General features: G+C 65.0%; 15 protein-coding genes and 2 pseudogenes. 11 read left to right on the top strand and 6 right to left on the bottom strand.

Going from position 1 to position 14,868, the window contains the following annotated elements:
- Positions 1–247, top strand: a pseudogene (locus tag JF66_RS01940) (restriction endonuclease); the annotation flags it as partial.
- A 145-nt stretch (positions 248–392) separates the two neighbouring features.
- Here JF66_RS01940 and JF66_RS01935 read toward each other — a convergent pair.
- Complete coding sequence (locus JF66_RS01935; protein WP_035874249.1) at positions 393–1,001, bottom strand: DinB family protein; 609 nt, start codon at positions 999–1,001, stop codon at positions 393–395.
- A gap of 90 nt (positions 1,002–1,091) precedes the next feature.
- On the opposite strand from JF66_RS01935, the gene JF66_RS01930 reads away from it, so the two are divergent.
- Positions 1,092–1,535 carry a hypothetical protein gene (locus tag JF66_RS01930; RefSeq protein ID WP_051973009.1) on the top strand — a complete coding sequence of 148 codons (444 nt, stop codon included), beginning with the start codon at positions 1,092–1,094 and terminating at the stop codon, positions 1,533–1,535.
- On the opposite strand, the gene JF66_RS01925 is transcribed toward JF66_RS01930, so the two are convergent.
- The 4 genes from JF66_RS01925 to JF66_RS01910 form a co-directional block, all read right to left on the bottom strand.
- Positions 1,532–2,062, bottom strand: coding sequence for a GNAT family N-acetyltransferase (locus JF66_RS01925; RefSeq protein ID WP_051973008.1), 531 nt, complete (start codon positions 2,060–2,062; stop codon positions 1,532–1,534). The two genes, JF66_RS01930 and JF66_RS01925, sit on opposite strands and share 4 nt — an antisense overlap.
- Positions 2,063–2,211: 149 nt before the next feature.
- Positions 2,212–2,754: a GNAT family N-acetyltransferase gene (locus JF66_RS01920; protein WP_369797934.1), complete on the bottom strand. Its 543-nt coding sequence runs from the start codon at positions 2,752–2,754 to the stop codon at positions 2,212–2,214.
- Positions 2,755–2,927: 173 nt separating this feature from the next.
- Positions 2,928–3,110: a hypothetical protein gene (locus JF66_RS01915; RefSeq protein ID WP_035874246.1), complete on the bottom strand. Its 183-nt coding sequence runs from the start codon at positions 3,108–3,110 to the stop codon at positions 2,928–2,930.
- Complete coding sequence (locus tag JF66_RS01910; RefSeq protein WP_035874243.1) at positions 3,091–4,062, bottom strand: serine protease; 972 nt, start codon at positions 4,060–4,062, stop codon at positions 3,091–3,093. Before JF66_RS01910 ends, JF66_RS01915 begins: the two co-directional genes overlap by 20 nt.
- Before the next feature lie 201 nt (positions 4,063–4,263).
- On the opposite strand from JF66_RS01910, the gene JF66_RS01905 reads away from it, so the two are divergent.
- From JF66_RS01905 to JF66_RS01880, 8 genes and pseudogenes are all read left to right on the top strand, one after another.
- On the top strand, positions 4,264–5,487 hold the full coding sequence (locus tag JF66_RS01905) for a glycosyltransferase (protein ID WP_035874374.1): 1,224 nt from the start codon (positions 4,264–4,266) through the stop codon (positions 5,485–5,487).
- Positions 5,488–5,489: 2 nt separating this feature from the next.
- Entirely contained in the window at positions 5,490–6,215 is a 726-nt protein-coding gene (locus JF66_RS01900) for a PIG-L deacetylase family protein (protein WP_035874240.1), read from the top strand.
- A 132-nt stretch (positions 6,216–6,347) separates the two neighbouring features.
- A pseudogene (locus JF66_RS24140) lies at positions 6,348–7,792 on the top strand (N,N-dimethylformamidase beta subunit family domain-containing protein); the annotation flags it as partial.
- Positions 7,784–9,601 carry a DUF4082 domain-containing protein gene (locus JF66_RS01895; RefSeq protein WP_369797936.1) on the top strand — a complete coding sequence of 606 codons (1,818 nt, stop codon included), beginning with the start codon at positions 7,784–7,786 and terminating at the stop codon, positions 9,599–9,601. The pseudogene JF66_RS24140 and the gene JF66_RS01895, both read left to right, overlap by 9 nt.
- Positions 9,602–9,729: 128 nt before the next feature.
- Positions 9,730–10,161, top strand: a complete 432-nt coding sequence (locus JF66_RS01890) for a universal stress protein (protein WP_035874237.1) — start codon at positions 9,730–9,732, stop codon at positions 10,159–10,161.
- The gene (locus JF66_RS01885; protein WP_035874235.1) at positions 10,158–11,663 is read left to right on the top strand and encodes a sodium:alanine symporter family protein; all 1,506 of its coding nucleotides are present in this window, start codon (positions 10,158–10,160) and stop codon (positions 11,661–11,663) included. The genes JF66_RS01890 and JF66_RS01885 overlap by 4 nt, the downstream gene beginning before the upstream one ends.
- A 17-nt stretch (positions 11,664–11,680) precedes the next feature.
- On the top strand, positions 11,681–11,848 hold the full coding sequence (locus JF66_RS22810) for a hypothetical protein (RefSeq protein ID WP_156109613.1): 168 nt from the start codon (positions 11,681–11,683) through the stop codon (positions 11,846–11,848).
- On the top strand, positions 11,845–13,077 hold the full coding sequence (locus JF66_RS01880) for a PLP-dependent aspartate aminotransferase family protein (RefSeq protein WP_035874231.1): 1,233 nt from the start codon (positions 11,845–11,847) through the stop codon (positions 13,075–13,077). Before JF66_RS22810 ends, JF66_RS01880 begins: the two co-directional genes overlap by 4 nt.
- 34 nt (positions 13,078–13,111) lie before the next feature.
- Here JF66_RS01880 and JF66_RS01875 read toward each other — a convergent pair whose 3' ends face one another.
- Complete coding sequence (locus JF66_RS01875; RefSeq protein ID WP_231556258.1) at positions 13,112–13,888, bottom strand: gamma-glutamyl-gamma-aminobutyrate hydrolase family protein; 777 nt, start codon at positions 13,886–13,888, stop codon at positions 13,112–13,114.
- Between the two features lie 221 nt (positions 13,889–14,109).
- Here JF66_RS01875 and JF66_RS01870 point away from each other — a divergent pair, with 221 nt between their 5' ends.
- Positions 14,110–14,841, top strand: a complete 732-nt coding sequence (locus JF66_RS01870) for a PspA/IM30 family protein (protein ID WP_035874228.1) — start codon at positions 14,110–14,112, stop codon at positions 14,839–14,841.
- Positions 14,842–14,868 lie beyond the last annotated feature (27 nt).

Genomic DNA, 14,868 nt, shown 5'->3' with positions numbered 1-14,868 from the left:
GATTGCATGTAGCGAGGTGAAGCCGCAACGCGTGATGCACCGTGACGCAAAGTCCTATTTCGCGGTGCTTCTCGATGACAACAATCGCAAGCCCATCGCACGTCTGCACTTCAACGGAAAGAAACAGAAGTACGTCGGCATTTTTGATGCGGATAAGACCGAAACGCGTCACGCGATTGATTCACTTGACGAGATCTACCTGTACGCCGATGCCATCCGAAGCTCCGTGAACAACTATCAGGACTAAGGGGATTTACCGGGCCACCGGGGGCGACCGCGTGCCAGACGACCGAACCTAAATAGGGCGGTGCCGGTCACGCGATTGATCACGCCGAGCCGGCGATGCACTGGCAGAGGAGTGGAGGCGAGGGCGTGGTCAGCAACCGACGCTTCTAGCCATCATGGGAGGCCGCGGCCGCACCGGCCGCTCTCGCCACGTCTTCCAGCCCGTCGCGGTACGTCTCCCACCAAATATCATCTCCGGCCGGCAGGTTGTCGTTGCCCTTCCGCATCCCCACGGAACCGTCGATGAGCTCCCGAACGAGGTCGGCATGGCCGGCATGTCGATGCGTCTCCGCGATCAGATGAATCAGGATTCGGTGCAGCGTCGTCGTGCTGCGATCCGCCGGCCACCAAGGCACGACCCCCGTCGAGTCCAGAGGCAGCGCCGCGATCGTCGCGTCGGAATGCACCCACACCCGCCGGTAGAAATCGACGATGTCCGTACGGGATTCCGTGACCGTGGCCCACATATCCGCGTTGGGCTCCGCGCCATCCGCCATCCACGGCATGGATTCACCGAACGGGCGACCGAATGTGTCCCCGAGATAGCCCGCTTCGACGCTCGCGACGTGTTTGATCAGCCCGAGCACGTTGGTTCCGGTGGGCACGACGGGACGGCGCGCGTCATACTCCGACAGGCCCTCAAGCTTCCACACAAGAGCGTCACGACCACTCTGGAGATACCGCTGGAGATCGGCTTTCATGTCTGATTCACTCATGCTGAAACACTGACAGACAACACGCGCCGTGGGTAGAGCAGGGCGGTGATAATCTGCCTTCGCGCAGTCCCTCCACACGAAGCAGAGGTGATGATGACCGAGGCGACCGAGAAACGACGTGACCGCGCCGCCGCCCGCCGCGGGGGCTACGGCGGTGCCATCGTGATCAACGGGGCCCTGCTCTACGCCGTCAACGTCTGGCCGGGATGGCAGGTCCTCCCGTTTCTGACCGACGACCTGCAGCAGCTGCTCCCGCTCGTCAACCTCTCCTTGATCGTCGGCATGTTCACCAATGCGGTGTACCTCATCGTGGATCTCCCTCGCGTCAAGGCCGTCGGAGACCTCGTGACGTTCGGCATCGGCATGGCGATCCTGGTCTCCCTCTGGCGCGTGTTTCCTTTCGCCTTCCCCATCGGCTTCGACTCGAACTTCGTCGTGCGCATTCTCATCGTGCTGTCGATGGTGGGATGCGGAATCGGAATCATCGTGCAGCTGATGATCCTGGTGACGGGGAGGGCGGTGCCGCGTCGCTAGGGTCGGCTGCGCTCGAGGGACCGCTCATCACCGGATGCCGACAGCAACGCCACGACGACCGTACCGTTCTTCGTGGCCTGCTGCCCGATCTCAGTGAAGCCCAAGCGGGAGTGGAACGCGAGCGAGCCGGGGTTCGGCGGAGAGGTGTTCACCTCGCAGAAGACTTCTGCGGCCGCCGACTCGCGTGCGGCGGTGAAGATGGCGTCATACAGCAGCGCGCCGAGCCTCTGGTTCCTCGCCTCGGCACTCACCACGATGCGGTCCACGTAGAGAAAGCTGCGCGACCGCGCAGAAAACCAACGATAATTCTCGCTGGCATAATCGGCGTCGGGGGCGAAGACGATGGCGAACCCGAGCACGACGTGCGGAGCGGCATCCGAGGTGACCACGTGCGCGAGTGCCGCGGCAGCCACCAACGCCTCGAGCCCGGCGGAGTCCAACTCGTTGACAGCCGGCACCGCCGCATTATTAAGATCGAGAATCTGGGCCAGGTCAAGGGAATCGATGGCGCGGAGCGAATATGACATGCCAGCCACGATACAGATCCCTCCTGCCAGCACGGCGTCAGTCCCGGAACGTGGTGAGGAACCCCGCGTCCCGCGCGTCGTGGTCCGCTTCCTCACGAAAGCGGGCCTCCGCCATGCCCCTCGATGCCGATTGACGCCTCCTCGGCAACTCAGTCGTGCAGGATCTTCTGAAAGAGCTTGTGGTCCTGCCATTCGCCAGCGATGCGCAGGTAGCGAGGCGCCGTGCCGAAGTAGTCAAAACCAGCCTTCTGCAGCACACGCTGAGACGCGTAATTATGGAGCAGGGTTCCCGCCTGCAGCCGGTGCAGGCCGACACCTGCCCGCGCGATCTCCACAATTCGGGTGACAGCGGCGGACATCAGCCCCAGACCGGTCACGTCCGCGTCGATCCAGTAGCCGAGGCTTGCGCTTTCGAAGGCGCCATGCGTGATGCCGGAGAGGGTGACGCGGCCCACAATCGCGGTCGGGGTGGCCAGAACCATCGGGACGGCCGCCCCGGACGACAGAGCGGCGAGCTGCTGCGCCGTCTCCCCCTCGTGCCAGGCCGTCGTGAAAAAGTCGTCGGGCCGCTCGGGATCCCACGGCGCCAGGTGCGTGCGGTTCTTGATGTACGTCGCCGCGAGACGCTCGGCGTCGTCACGCCGAAGAACCCGGAAAACGACACCGTGGGACAGCTGAATTGGTTCAATCACCCCATAGAGCCTAGCGACCGCTGGTCAGGTAGTGGGAACACCCTGCGACTCCCACGGAGACGAGCACGCCCTCGGCCATCTCGGCACGCGTTCAAAGCGTCACGTCGACTCCCGGGGCCAGGCGCACCACGACGAGATCGTCGGATGCCTGAGCATCCGACGATCTCGTCGTTCTATGGTTCCGTCGGTTCCGCGTCGCTCTGACGCGTTCCGTCCGGGTTGAGCCGGATCTCGCGCGGCGTGGCCGCGCGCATCCGCTCGTCCGTCCAGCCGTCGTCGTCGGGAGTCAGCCGGTGACTCTCGACCCCCACGGCGTCGGCCGCATCGTCGGCCGGTTTAGGCGGATGCTGCGTCATAGGTGCTCGCAATGACGGCGCCCCAGTACGGGCCGAACATGGTGTTCGCAATGTTGTTGTATCCGAAGCTGTTGACCGAGTTCTGGTAGCCGTTCGCGCCAGAGCCGATGAACCAGGGTCCGCCCGACGAGCCGCCCGTCATATCGCACGGGATTCCCTGCGACTCGGACTGCGCGTACGGGTCGTCGGTGGCGGAGCCGTAGCAGGACTGCAGCGTCTGCCCGGTGAACGGGGCCGCCGCCGGATAGCCGTAGGCCGAATACGTGAGGCCACGGCTGTTGTTGAACGAGACGCCAGAGGCTCCTACCGTGTCGCTGAGGCTTGTACCGTTCGGCGAGGCGACGACAGCGAAGCCCGTGTCGTAGGTGATGTCTCCGCCCGAGGCCCACTGGGTGGGGGCATACAGTTCGGTCGCGCTCCACTGTCCGAACGGCGCGGACCCGTTCTCATACGCCGGAACGAACGTGAACTTCGAGGCGAACGCGCCAGGCCCGGAGTTCACGCAATGGCCGGCCGTCACCACGGTGTTCTGGTTGCCCGAGGCAATCGCGTTGCCGGAGCACACGTAGTCGCTGCCGCCGAGGGTGAAGAAGACCTTGCCGATGTTATCGATCGGCGTCACCTGCGCCGCCATCGGCTGCGCCGCGGGCTTCTGCTTGCCGACCGACTTCTTGGGCCCCACCCGCACGTCGCTCGGGTGAGCGGATGCCACGTTGTCTTGCACCAGCACATCGCCGGGTGTTGCATTCATCATGCGTTCCGACGTCCAGTACGGTGCGCCGGCCTGCTGGGTCTGTGGAACGATCCAGCTCGTGACATCGGACGAATCCGCGCCAGTGGCGGCACTCGCCGCACCGACCGACACGACGCCGGTGAGGCACAATGCCCCGACTGCCAGGGCAGCGAGCGCCCCGGATCTGAATGTGCCAGACCTCAATTTGGTGACCTTCATGGTTTCACTCCAGTATCGATAGCCCCCTACCGGGCATTGGACCGCCGGTAGTAGTACATCGATCATGCTGCCTAAAACCTCTCGTCTACCCCAGTCTGTGAATGCCACGAACAATGCTGTGGGAACCGAGAGAACTCGGACCGTGCCCGCGGATACTGCTATCGCGGGCGCACGCGAGCCTGCGTGCGTTAAGATTTTGTGGTGCCTTCCGTATCGATATCCCTCCGTATCGCCCTTGTCTCCCTGCATACGTCCCCCGGGGCCGAGCCCGGCTCAGGGGACGCCGGAGGCATGAACGTTGTCGTGCGGCACCAAGCGGAGGCCCTCGCGGCCGCCGGTCATTGCGTGGAGATCCTGACCCGCCGGTCCTCGCCCGAGATTGCGAAGAAGGTACAGCTCAACCCGCGGGTCACCCTGCGGTTTCTCGATGCCGGGCCGGCAGCACCGGTCCCCAAGGGAGACCACGAAGACTTCATCGACGAGTTTCGACAGCGGATGTCCGCCCTTGGCCCCTATGACGTCATCCACTCACACCACTGGTTTTCCGGAATGGCCGCACTCCCCCTCGCCCGCAAGCTCGGCACCCCGCACGTGCAGAGCTTCCACAGCATCGCTGCCGACGAAACGTCGCCCCTCTCCGACGGCGAGCGTCCCGAGTCGGCCGGTCGGATGGCCGGTGAGGCGTGGCTCGCCCGCCAGTCCGACGCCATCGTGGCGATCAGCGAGTCTGAGGCCGACACGGTGCGCCACCGCCTGGGAGGCCTGAGCGAGCGCATCGCCGTCGTGCCGCCCGGCGTCGACGGAACCCTCTTCCGTCCGACGAAGCACGCGCCTCGCCCCGGCCGCGGTTACGCGATCGTTGCCGCGCGGCTGCAGCCCCTGAAAGGACTCGACCTCGCGATTGAGGCGATCGCAGCCGTACCCGAAGCCCTCCGCCCCGAACTGATCATCGCCGGCGACGCTTCGAGTGACTTCGACGGCTACGTCGATGATCTCCGCGCCCTTGCCGCCCGCCACGGCGTCGAACGCGACGTGCGCTTCGTCGGCCCGCAATCTCGCGTCAAACTCTCGACACTCCTCCGCGAAGCGCGAGTTGTTCTGGTACCCTCACACTCCGAAACCTACGGGCTGGTGGCCCTTGAAGCGGCAGCCAGCGGCGTTCCCGTCGTGGCCGCGTCATCGGGCGGCCTGCGTGAGGCTGTCCTGCACGGCACCACGGGAATCATCGTGGAATCGCGGGATCCGCGAGCCTGGGGCTCCGCGATCACACAGGTTCTTGCGGACCCTGAGTTCGCCCACCGGCTGTCGCTCGCCGCCCGCGAACGCGCGGAGCACCTCGACTGGCCGCGTTCCGCTCAGAAGCTCCTCGCCGTCTACCGATCCCTGCTGCTTCCCGGCTGCCGACAGCAACTCGCCATCGCGTGAGCATGCTCGATGGGCTGTCCTCCGTTCTCTTCGTGCACGCGCATCCCGACGATGAGACCATCACCACCGGCGCGCTGATCGCGGAGTTGGTCAGCCGCGGCATCCACGTCTGGCTTCTCACCGCCACGCGCGGCGAGCGCGGCGAAGTCGTCGCCGGCCCCCTGTCGGGACTCGAGGGAACGGATGCCCTGAGCGCCGAGCGCGAGCGGGAACTGGACAGAGCCACACGCACCCTCGGCATTGCCGAGCGGTACTGGCTCGGCGAGGCGCCGGCCCGCGCCGAGGCCCTCTCGCCCCGGCACTACCGTGACTCAGGCATGACGTGGATCCGTCCAGGTCTGGCCGGTCCGGCACCCGATATCGCGGACGATGCCCTGGTGCGGGCCCCCCTGACCGAGGTGACTCAGGACATTGCGGCTCTCGTTGCGACCCTCCAGCCGTCCCTCGTGATCAGCTACGACCACGGCGGCGGCTACGGCCACCCCGACCACGTGCGGGTTCACGACGCCGCACTCGCCGCCTGCCGCTGGGCGGCCACGCCGTTCGCCGAAACCGTGCACACACCGTTGGAGGCGAGTGAGTGGTTTTCGCTCGATCAACACGTGGAGACCGTCACTGCGGCGTTGCGCTGCCACGCGAGCCAGCTGACCGTGGACGGTTCTCAGATCGTGCATTCCGGCGGGCAGCGCGAAGACGTGATCACCTCGGTGGGACTGCGCACCCTCTGACGGGTGACAACCGGGCACTAGCGAGGGCAGCTCTGTCGCCATACAGTGCAGGCGGAATACTCATGTTTGCGCTGCTTCATTCGGGATCGGGCCTGAGTCAAGTGGCTGTCACCGCGTCGATGGAGAACTGCAATGTCCCGAACCGGTCCACGTCAACGCCGATTCCTGCTGGCCACTCTGGTCAGCGCCCTCCTGCTCTGCGCCGCCGGTATCGCTCCCGGACCCAGCGCCACGGCAGCAACGGCCGCCTGCACCGCCCCCATCAGCAACGCGATCGCCTGCGAAAACTCGCTGCCGGGTACGCCGGCGAGCGCGTGGAACGTTTCCGGTACCGGTGACACGAGCATCCAGGGTTATTCCACGGCCATGAGCGTCAATGTGGGCGAAACGGTGGGCTTCAAGATCCTCACCCCGGCCCTTTCGTACCGCATCGACATCCTGCGACTCGGGTATTACCAGGGCAATGGTGCGCGAATGATCGTCGCTGGCCTGCTGCCGTCGGCAGCACTGCCCCAGGCGCAGCCGGCCTGCCTCACCTTCCCGGCCACGGGACTGATCGATTGCGGCAATTGGGATGGATCGGCGTCGTGGACCGTGCCGAGCGCATCCGTTTCCGGTGTCTACATCGCTCATCTGGTGCGCAATGATACCGGCGGCGCCAGCAACATTCCCTTCGTCGTGCGTAACGATGCGAGCACAAGCACGATGGTCGTGCAGACTTCCGACGAGACGTGGCAGGCCTACAACAACTACGGCGGAAACAGCCTGTACACGTGCTCGGTCGCCTGCCCTCCCGGCAACCCGCTCACCTACAAGGCGGCATTCAAGGTCTCCTACAACCGACCGTTCACGCCCAGCGTCCAAGGGCCGAACTGGATCATGGACACCGAGTATCCCCTGATCCGGTTTCTGGAGGCAAACGCCTACGACGTGAGCTATCTCAGCGGACTGGACACCTCGACGCGCGGCGCCCTGCTGCTCAACCACAAGGTCTTCGTCTCAAGCGGGCATGACGAATACTGGACGGGCCCCAACGAGCGAACGTCGAGGCAGCGCGTGACGCGGGCGTCAACCTGGCATTCCTCTCCGGCAACGAGATTTTCTGGCGAGCGCGCTGGGAGCCCAGCGCAGCCGGCACGATCACCGCCGATCGCACACTCGTGAGCTACAAGGACACCCACTTCAACGCGCCCACCGACCCGGTCACCTGGACCGGCACCTGGCGCGACCCACGTTTCGGCACGGCGACCGGCGGCGGCAATCCCGAGAATGCCCTCACCGGTCAGTATTTCCTTGTCACGCTGGGATCGAGCGATATCACGGTGCCCGCCGAATATGCTTCACTGAGAATATGGCGCAATACCGCCGCCGCGGCCCTCACCGGCTCGCAATCCCTCACGCTCGGAGCGGGCCTCAAGACCCTCGGCTACGAGTGGGATGCAGACTCGGACAATGGCTTCCGCCCGGCGGGCGCATTCCGCCTGTCATCGACCACCGTGACCGCCCCCGAAGTCTTCACCGACTACGGGTCAACCGTCGCGCCCGGTACGGTCACCCACAACCTCACCATGTATCGCGCGGCCAGCGGCTCCTTGGTTTTTGGAGCCGGAACGGTGCAATGGTCCTACGGGCTTGACGGCTTCACCACGGGTAAGTTACCGGACCGCACGATGCAGCAAGCCACGGTCAACGTGTTCGCCGACATGGATGCCCAACCCGCCACACTGCTGCCAGGCCTGGTAACCGCGAGCAGGACGGCGGATGTGACGCGACCGACATCAACCATCAAATCGGGACTCCAGGGGCAGACCCTCGCCGACGGCACACGAGTGACCATTTCCGGAACGGCGACCGACGCCGGGGGCGGGGTCGTGGCCGGCGTGGAGATTTCCACCGATGCCGGGGCAACCTGGCATCCCGCCACCGGCACAACGGCCTGGACCTATTCCTGGGTCGCGCACGGCAGCCCGAGCACGGCGGTGCGAACACGTGCCGTCGACGACAGCGGCAATCTCGAAGCGCCCACAGCGGGTGCTGATGTGAACGTGGCGTGCCCCTGCAGCCTGTGGGGCAACGGCGTGACACCGATCATCCCCGACTCGGGTGACGCCGGCAGCGTCGAGCTTGGGCTTAAATTTTCCTCGACCGTCGCCGGCACCGTATCCGGGGTGCGCTTCTACAAATCGACGGCGAATACCGGAACACACTCCGGGAGCCTGTGGTCGTCATCGGGCACCCGTCTTGCCACGGCAGTCTTCTCCGGTGAGAGTACCTCCGGCTGGCAATCCGTTGCGTTCTCCACTCCCGTAACGGTCGCAGCGAACACGACCTACGTCGTGTCCTATTTCGCCCCCAAGGGACATTACGCAGAGGCAGCGGGATACCTCTACCCGAATCCGGCTCCGGCGCCGGCAGGGGGCGAATCCGTCGACAGCCCACCGCTTCACGCACCGCGGAGCACCCCTTCGTCGGGGAATGGGGTGTACGTGTACACCGCGACAAGCGCCTTCCCCACAAAAACGTACAACGGGCAGAACTACTGGGTGGACCTCGTCTTCAACACGGGAACCGTGACGGCCACGCCTCCGACGGTCGTGTCGACCGCCCCGGGTAACGCTGTGACCGGGGTTGCGTTGACGTCCAGCGTGGCCGCGACGTTCAACCAGGCCGTGACGGCATCAACAGTCGTCTTCGGGCTCAGGAATGGGGCAGGATCCTCCCTCGCAGGCGCCACCTCCCACGACTCGGCGACCAACACCTCGACGTTCACCCCGACGGCCGCATTGTCTCCGAGCACCACGTATACCGCCACCGTATCCGGAGCCACCACCACCGCGGGACAGACAATGTCTGATTACTCCTGGACCTTCACGACCGCTGCGGCCGTTGTCGCGCCGACGTGCCCGTGCAGCGTGTTCGCCGCGAGCTCTGTCCCGGCCACGGCGAGCGCCGCGGACACGGCCGCTGTCGGTCTGGGCATGAAATTCCGCTCCGATGTGGTCGGTAAGGTCACGGGGATTCGCTTCTATAAAGGGGCGATGAACACCGGCAGCCACACCGGATACCTGTGGTCACCAACCGGTACAAATCTCGCCACCGTCACCTTCACCGGGGAGACCGCCTCCGGCTGGCAACAGGCCAACCTCTCGACGCCGGTGACCATCGCCGCGAATACGACTTACACCGTGTCGTACTACGCGCCGAAGGGCGGCTATGCGGCCAATGGCGGTTTCTTCGGCTCCGCGGCCGACAGGGCTCCGCTTCATGGGCTCGCGAGCGGCACGGACGGCCCGAACGGCGTCTACCGCTACGGCTCGACCGGCTTCCCGACGCTGAGTTACAACAGCAGCAACTACTGGGTGGACGTGGTCTTCACGGCAGGGTGATCCGCCGCTCAGCCAACGTTCGGTTCTGCGGCAATCTCTCGCTTTTCACATTGGCGATGTCCCCCAAAGTAGTGTGGGGTCCACCACGGTTTGTCGCTGCCGACAAATCAAACGAGGGGGAATGCACAATGACGTCATTACTTGTGGGAATAGACCGGAGCGATTCCAGCCGAAGGGCGGTCGCATTCGCTTGTCAGCTGGCCGACGAATCGGGGGCGACGCTGCACATTGTGCACGTGATCCCTTGGTCACCGTATTCATTCAACAGTCCGTCCGAGAATGCGCACCGCTCGGCCAGCAAAGCGCAGGAGATCGCGGCTGCCGAGACACAGATCATGCAGCCTGCACTGGCCGTCACCGCGGACTCCTCCGTGACTCCCACCACGAGCGTTGTGCATGGCAGCCCGGCTGACCAGCTGGTCTCTATTGCGAAACAGCTGAACAGCACGCAGATCATTGTCGGACGAACGGGTGATTCGCGACTCAAGCAGGTGCTCTTCGGCAGTACACCTGTGCGCCTGATTCAAATGTCGAAGACCCCCGTGACGGTGGTTCCATGATCGGGCCAGCGACCGTGGGCGTCATCATGCCCACGGCCAGCGTCGACGATGCCATCAGCAGCGCCTTTACGCCCATCGCGGACTTCATCAGCGGCATCATTTTCTATTCCATCAAGATCGGTGACCCCGAGTCCATCGCGTACATGGAAATCCCCATCATCGTGATGTGGCTCGTCACCGCGGCCTTGTTCTTCACGATCTACCTCAAGTTTCAAAACGTGCGAGGCATCAAGCACGCAATCGACCTCGTTCGCGGTCGCTACTCGGAGCCCGAGGATGCCGGCGAGGTGTCCCACTTCCAGGCCTTGACGACCGCAATCTCGGGCACTGTCGGGCTCGGCAACATCGCCGGCGTGGCGGTCGCCGTGTCCATCGGTGGCCCCGGCGCAACCTTCTGGATGATTCTGGTCGGGTTCCTCAGCATGAGTACCAAGATGGCCGAATGCACCCTCGGAGTGAAATACCGTATTGAGCGCGCGGACGGTTCTGTCTCCGGCGGCCCGATGTACTACCTGCGCGATGGCCTCGCCGCACTCGGCAAACGCCGGATCGGCAAGTTCCTCGCCGTGCTTTTCGCCCTCTTCTGCATCGGCGGCTCCATCGGCGGCGGCAACATGTTCCAGGCCAACCAGGCCACGAGCCAGCTGATCAATGTCACAGGCGGGGAAGACGGCCTGTTCGGTCCGTGGCGCTTCGTCATCGGCCTCGTCTTCGCCATCGCTGTCGGCGCCGTCATCATCGGCGGCATCAAGTCGATTGCCAAGGTCACCGAGAAGATCGTGCCCTTCATGGCGGTTCTCTATATGCTCGGCTGCCTCGCAGTGATCTTCACCAACTTCACGGCCATACCGGATGCGATCAGCCAGATCTTCACCGGGGCATTCAACCCGGAGGGTATCGCCGGAGGTATCGTCGGAGTGCTCATTCAGGGCTTCCAGCGGGCCGCATTCTCGAACGAGGCCGGCGTGGGATCCGCGTCAATCGCACACTCCGCGGTGAAGACCAAAGAGCCCGCAACCGAGGGTTTCGTCGCCCTGCTCGAACCGTTCATCGACACCGTGGTGATCTGCACGATGACCGCCCTCGCGATCATCATCACGGGCACCTGGAGCGACACGTCGAGCGCTCCCGGAGTCGAAACAACCTCCGCCGCCTTCGAAACCGTGGCACCGTGGTTCCCGATCTTGCTGGCCGTCGCGGTCGTGCTGTTTGCCTTCTCCACCATGATCTCCTGGTCCTACTACGGCATGAAGGCCACCGGCTACCTCTTCAAAGACAGCCGCCGTGCGGAGTTCGCCTACAAGATTGCGTTCTGCATCTTCACTGTCGTGGGAGCATCCCTGTCGCTCGGTCCTGTCATCGCGTTCTCCGATGCGATGATCTTCGCGATGGCGATCCCCAATGTGATCGGGCTCTATCTCATGGCCCGCGTCATCAAGAAGGAGATCTTCGGCTACCGCGCCAAGGTCGAGACCGGCGAATTCGCCATGGTCGAAAAATAGAAACCCGCTGAGAACGGATGCCGACGGCCACCCTCACCGGGCTGGCCGACGGCATCCGTCAGTGGGGTGGTGAGAGCGAGCCGGCCGCCGATGCGGCGAGTGGGCGTGATACTCGTGAGAGCACCTTGCTGCGCAACGTAACCTGCGCCCACGCCTGGCGCATTCGCAATAGCGTGGAGGCATGACTACGCCGCCACGCCTGCCCACCGGCCGCCCCGACAAGCACGAGCCCGCCACGATGGGGTTTGGCACCCAATCGGTGCATTCCGGCAACGACATCGATGCGGGTACTGGCGCGCTGCGCACGCCCATTGTGATGGCCAATTCGTATGAGCTGCCCGATGACCCGTCGACCCTCAGTTGGTCGGGTACCGGTACCGGCCTCTACACACGTAATACCGGCATCAACCAGCTCGGCCTGCAGCGGAAGCTTGCCGTGCTGGAGCACGGCGAGGAGGCCGTGGCTCTGGCCAGTGGCGTCGCAGCGCTGCACGCCGTGTTCTTCACCCTGCTTGAATCCGGGGACCACGTCGTGGTCGCCAACGTCACGTACGAGGCCGTCTATCGCCTGTTCACCGATCTGTTGACCACGAAGTACGGCATCCTGGCCACGTTCGTCGACTCGACCGACCTCGACGCGGTGCGCGCCGCCATCCGGCCGGAAACGCGCCTGGTGCACGTGGAGACGGTGGGCAATCCCACGACGACGGTCACGGACATCGCGGAGGTCGCCGCCATTGCGCACGCCGCGGGCGCCCTGCTGTCGGTGGACAACACGTTCACTCCCCCGCCGCTGTTCCGGCCTTTGGATCATGGCGCAGACCTCGTCGTTCACTCGCTCACGAAGTACATCAACGGGCACGGCGATGCGATGGGCGGTGCCGTGGTCGGCCGTGCCGAGCTCATCCGACAGATCAAGCTGGATGCGATGGTCGACGTGGGCGGGGTCATCAGCCCGTTCAATGCGTGGCTGATCATGCGCGGCTCGGTGACGCTCCCTCTTCGCATCCGCCAGCACTGCGCGTCAGCCCTAGCCGTTGCGGAATTTCTCGAAGCCGACCCACGCGTCGCGTACGTGGCCTACCCGGGGTTGCCGTCGCATCCGCAGCACGAGGTGGCCGCACGACAGTTACCGAACGGTTTCGGCGGCATGATGGCGTTCGCGGTGCAGGGCGACGCGGATGCCCAGAATCGTTTCGTGGCCGCCCTGCGCGTGATCACCTCCGCCGTCTCTCTCGGCCACGACGAGACCCTGATCGTGCACGTGGACGGCTCCGGACCACGGGTCACGGCCTACCCACCGGAGTTCCGGCAGTTCGGACACCTGCGTCTCTCGGTGGGGCTCGAGGACACCGCCGATCTGCTCGCAGATCTGGCTGCGGCGCTCGACGAGACGTTCAGCCCAACGCCGTAACCGGGCGAGCTGTTCCCGGCCTACGGCGGCGGGCTCAGGCCGCGACGAGCAGTCGGTCGGGAACGCTCGACTCGACGTGTCCACGCAGGGACGCCAGCAGCCGGGGCAGCTGGTCGTGCGGGGCGGCGGGCGCTTCGGGGTGCCACTGCACTCCTGTGATGGGCGCGGTGCGGTGTTCGAGGGCCTCGATGAGCCCATCGGGTGCCACGGCGGCCGCGACCAGCCCAGTGCCGAGCCGGCCGACGCTCTGGTGGTGGGCGCTCTGCACGAGAATTTCGGTGTCGCCAAGGCCGAGGGCCAGGCCACTGGTCTCGGTGAGGGTCACCGCATGCGTCGAGAGCACCTCGTCGATCGGCACGCCCTCGTTCTTATGAATGCCCTCGTCGATGTGCTGCACGAGAGATCCGCCGAGGGCCACATTGATGATCTGCAGCCCACGGCAGATTCCAAGCAGGGGCGTTCCCGAGGCGAGCGCACGGCGCACGACCGCGATCTGGCCTTCGTCGGCCGCCGAGAAGTGCGCGGTTTCTCCTTCGTAGCCGGTCTCGGCGCCGTAGAAGCTCGGGGTGATGTCTTCGCCGCCGACGATCACGATCGCGTCTGCGTGCCTCGTGTCCCACAGGAGCTCGTCGGGCGTCGTGTCCGCCGCGGCGATGCGGGTGACGTTCCAGCCGGCACTGACTCCGTCGGCGACCACGCGGCCGTTGAGCACCTGCACCTTGGCGTGGTATTCGGGGCGGTCGGGGCGAGCGCCGGTCACCTCGATGACGACGAGACGGGGGGCGAACATCTGTGTCGTGAGCTGTGTCATATCGGTCGCCTCCGCATCCGTTGGGGTTTCGCTACTGTCTCCATTGTGGATGCGCACGGCGCCGGTGGCGAGGCCACGCGTAACACAGGGCAACCTGAGGCGGGCGCGCCGCCTCGGCGCCTGTTCAGACGGGGTTCCTAGACTGGACCCCAGACGAGTCGTATGCTCGCCTCGAGCAGGTGCTCTGCTGACCTCACTGAAGCTTTCGAAAGGACCACGACGTGGTGAAACAGTCCATCTTTGGCCGCATTTCCCAGCTGGCCAAGGCCAACATCAATTCCCTGCTGGACTCAGCGGAGGACCCTCAGGTGATGCTCGACCAAATGGTGCGTGACTTCACGAACAGTATCGCGGACGCCGAGAGCGCCATCGCGGAGACCATCGGCAACCTTCGCCTCCTCGAAGACGACTATAGGGAAGACGTCGAGGCCGCCCAGGAATGGGGCAGCAAGGCGCTCGCGGCGAGCCGCAAGGCGGACCAGCTGCGCACGAGCGGCAATCCGGCCGACGCCGACACGTTCGACAACCTCGCCAAGGTGGCCCTGGGGCGCCAGCTGGCGAGCGAGAAGGAAGCAAAACAGGCCGAGCCGCAGATCGTTGCCCAGACGGCCGTTGTCGAGCAGCTGAAGAGCGGCCTCAATGCCATGAAGGACAAGCTCCAGCAGCTCTCGAGCAAGCGCGACGAACTGATCGCCCGCGCGAAAACCGCTCAGGCCCGGCAGCAGGTGATGGACGCCGTCAAGAGCATCGATCTGATGGATCCGACGAGCGAGGTCAGCCGGTTCGAGGACAAGATCCGACGCGAAGAGGCGCGCGTGCGCGGAGCTCAGGAACTCGCCGCATCCAGCCTCGACGCCCAGTTCGAGAGCCTCGACGACCTCGGCGAGCTCTCCGAGGTCGACGCCCGCCTGGCCGCCCTCAAAGCCGGATCGAACCCCGCGCTCGGCGTCTGACCGGACCGCCGGCACCGAAACCGTGAT

Source organism: Cryobacterium sp. MLB-32, assembly GCF_000738085.1.
GTDB lineage: Bacteria > Actinomycetota > Actinomycetes > Actinomycetales > Microbacteriaceae > Cryobacterium.
This window is presented reverse-complemented; position numbering and strand designations above follow the sequence as displayed.

Excerpts from the sequence above, each read along its gene's own strand:
- JF66_RS01935 (WP_035874249.1), bottom strand. The coding sequence starts at position 1,001 with ATGAGTGAATCAGACATGAAAGCCGATCTCCAGCGGTATCTCCAGAGT.
- JF66_RS01930 (WP_051973009.1), top strand. The coding sequence starts at position 1,092 with ATGATGACCGAGGCGACCGAGAAACGACGTGACCGCGCCGCCGCCCGC.
- JF66_RS01925 (WP_051973008.1), bottom strand. The coding sequence starts at position 2,062 with ATGTCATATTCGCTCCGCGCCATCGATTCCCTTGACCTGGCCCAGATT.
- JF66_RS01915 (WP_035874246.1), bottom strand. The coding sequence starts at position 3,110 with ATGACGCAGCATCCGCCTAAACCGGCCGACGATGCGGCCGACGCCGTG.
- JF66_RS01910 (WP_035874243.1), bottom strand. The coding sequence starts at position 4,062 with ATGAAGGTCACCAAATTGAGGTCTGGCACATTCAGATCCGGGGCGCTC.
- JF66_RS01900 (WP_035874240.1), top strand. The coding sequence starts at position 5,490 with ATGCTCGATGGGCTGTCCTCCGTTCTCTTCGTGCACGCGCATCCCGAC.
- JF66_RS01895 (WP_369797936.1), top strand. The coding sequence starts at position 7,784 with ATGTATCGCGCGGCCAGCGGCTCCTTGGTTTTTGGAGCCGGAACGGTG.
- JF66_RS01890 (WP_035874237.1), top strand. The coding sequence starts at position 9,730 with ATGACGTCATTACTTGTGGGAATAGACCGGAGCGATTCCAGCCGAAGG.
- JF66_RS01885 (WP_035874235.1), top strand. The coding sequence starts at position 10,158 with ATGATCGGGCCAGCGACCGTGGGCGTCATCATGCCCACGGCCAGCGTC.
- JF66_RS22810 (WP_156109613.1), top strand. The coding sequence starts at position 11,681 with ATGCCGACGGCCACCCTCACCGGGCTGGCCGACGGCATCCGTCAGTGG.
- JF66_RS01880 (WP_035874231.1), top strand. The coding sequence starts at position 11,845 with ATGACTACGCCGCCACGCCTGCCCACCGGCCGCCCCGACAAGCACGAG.
- JF66_RS01875 (WP_231556258.1), bottom strand. The coding sequence starts at position 13,888 with ATGACACAGCTCACGACACAGATGTTCGCCCCCCGTCTCGTCGTCATC.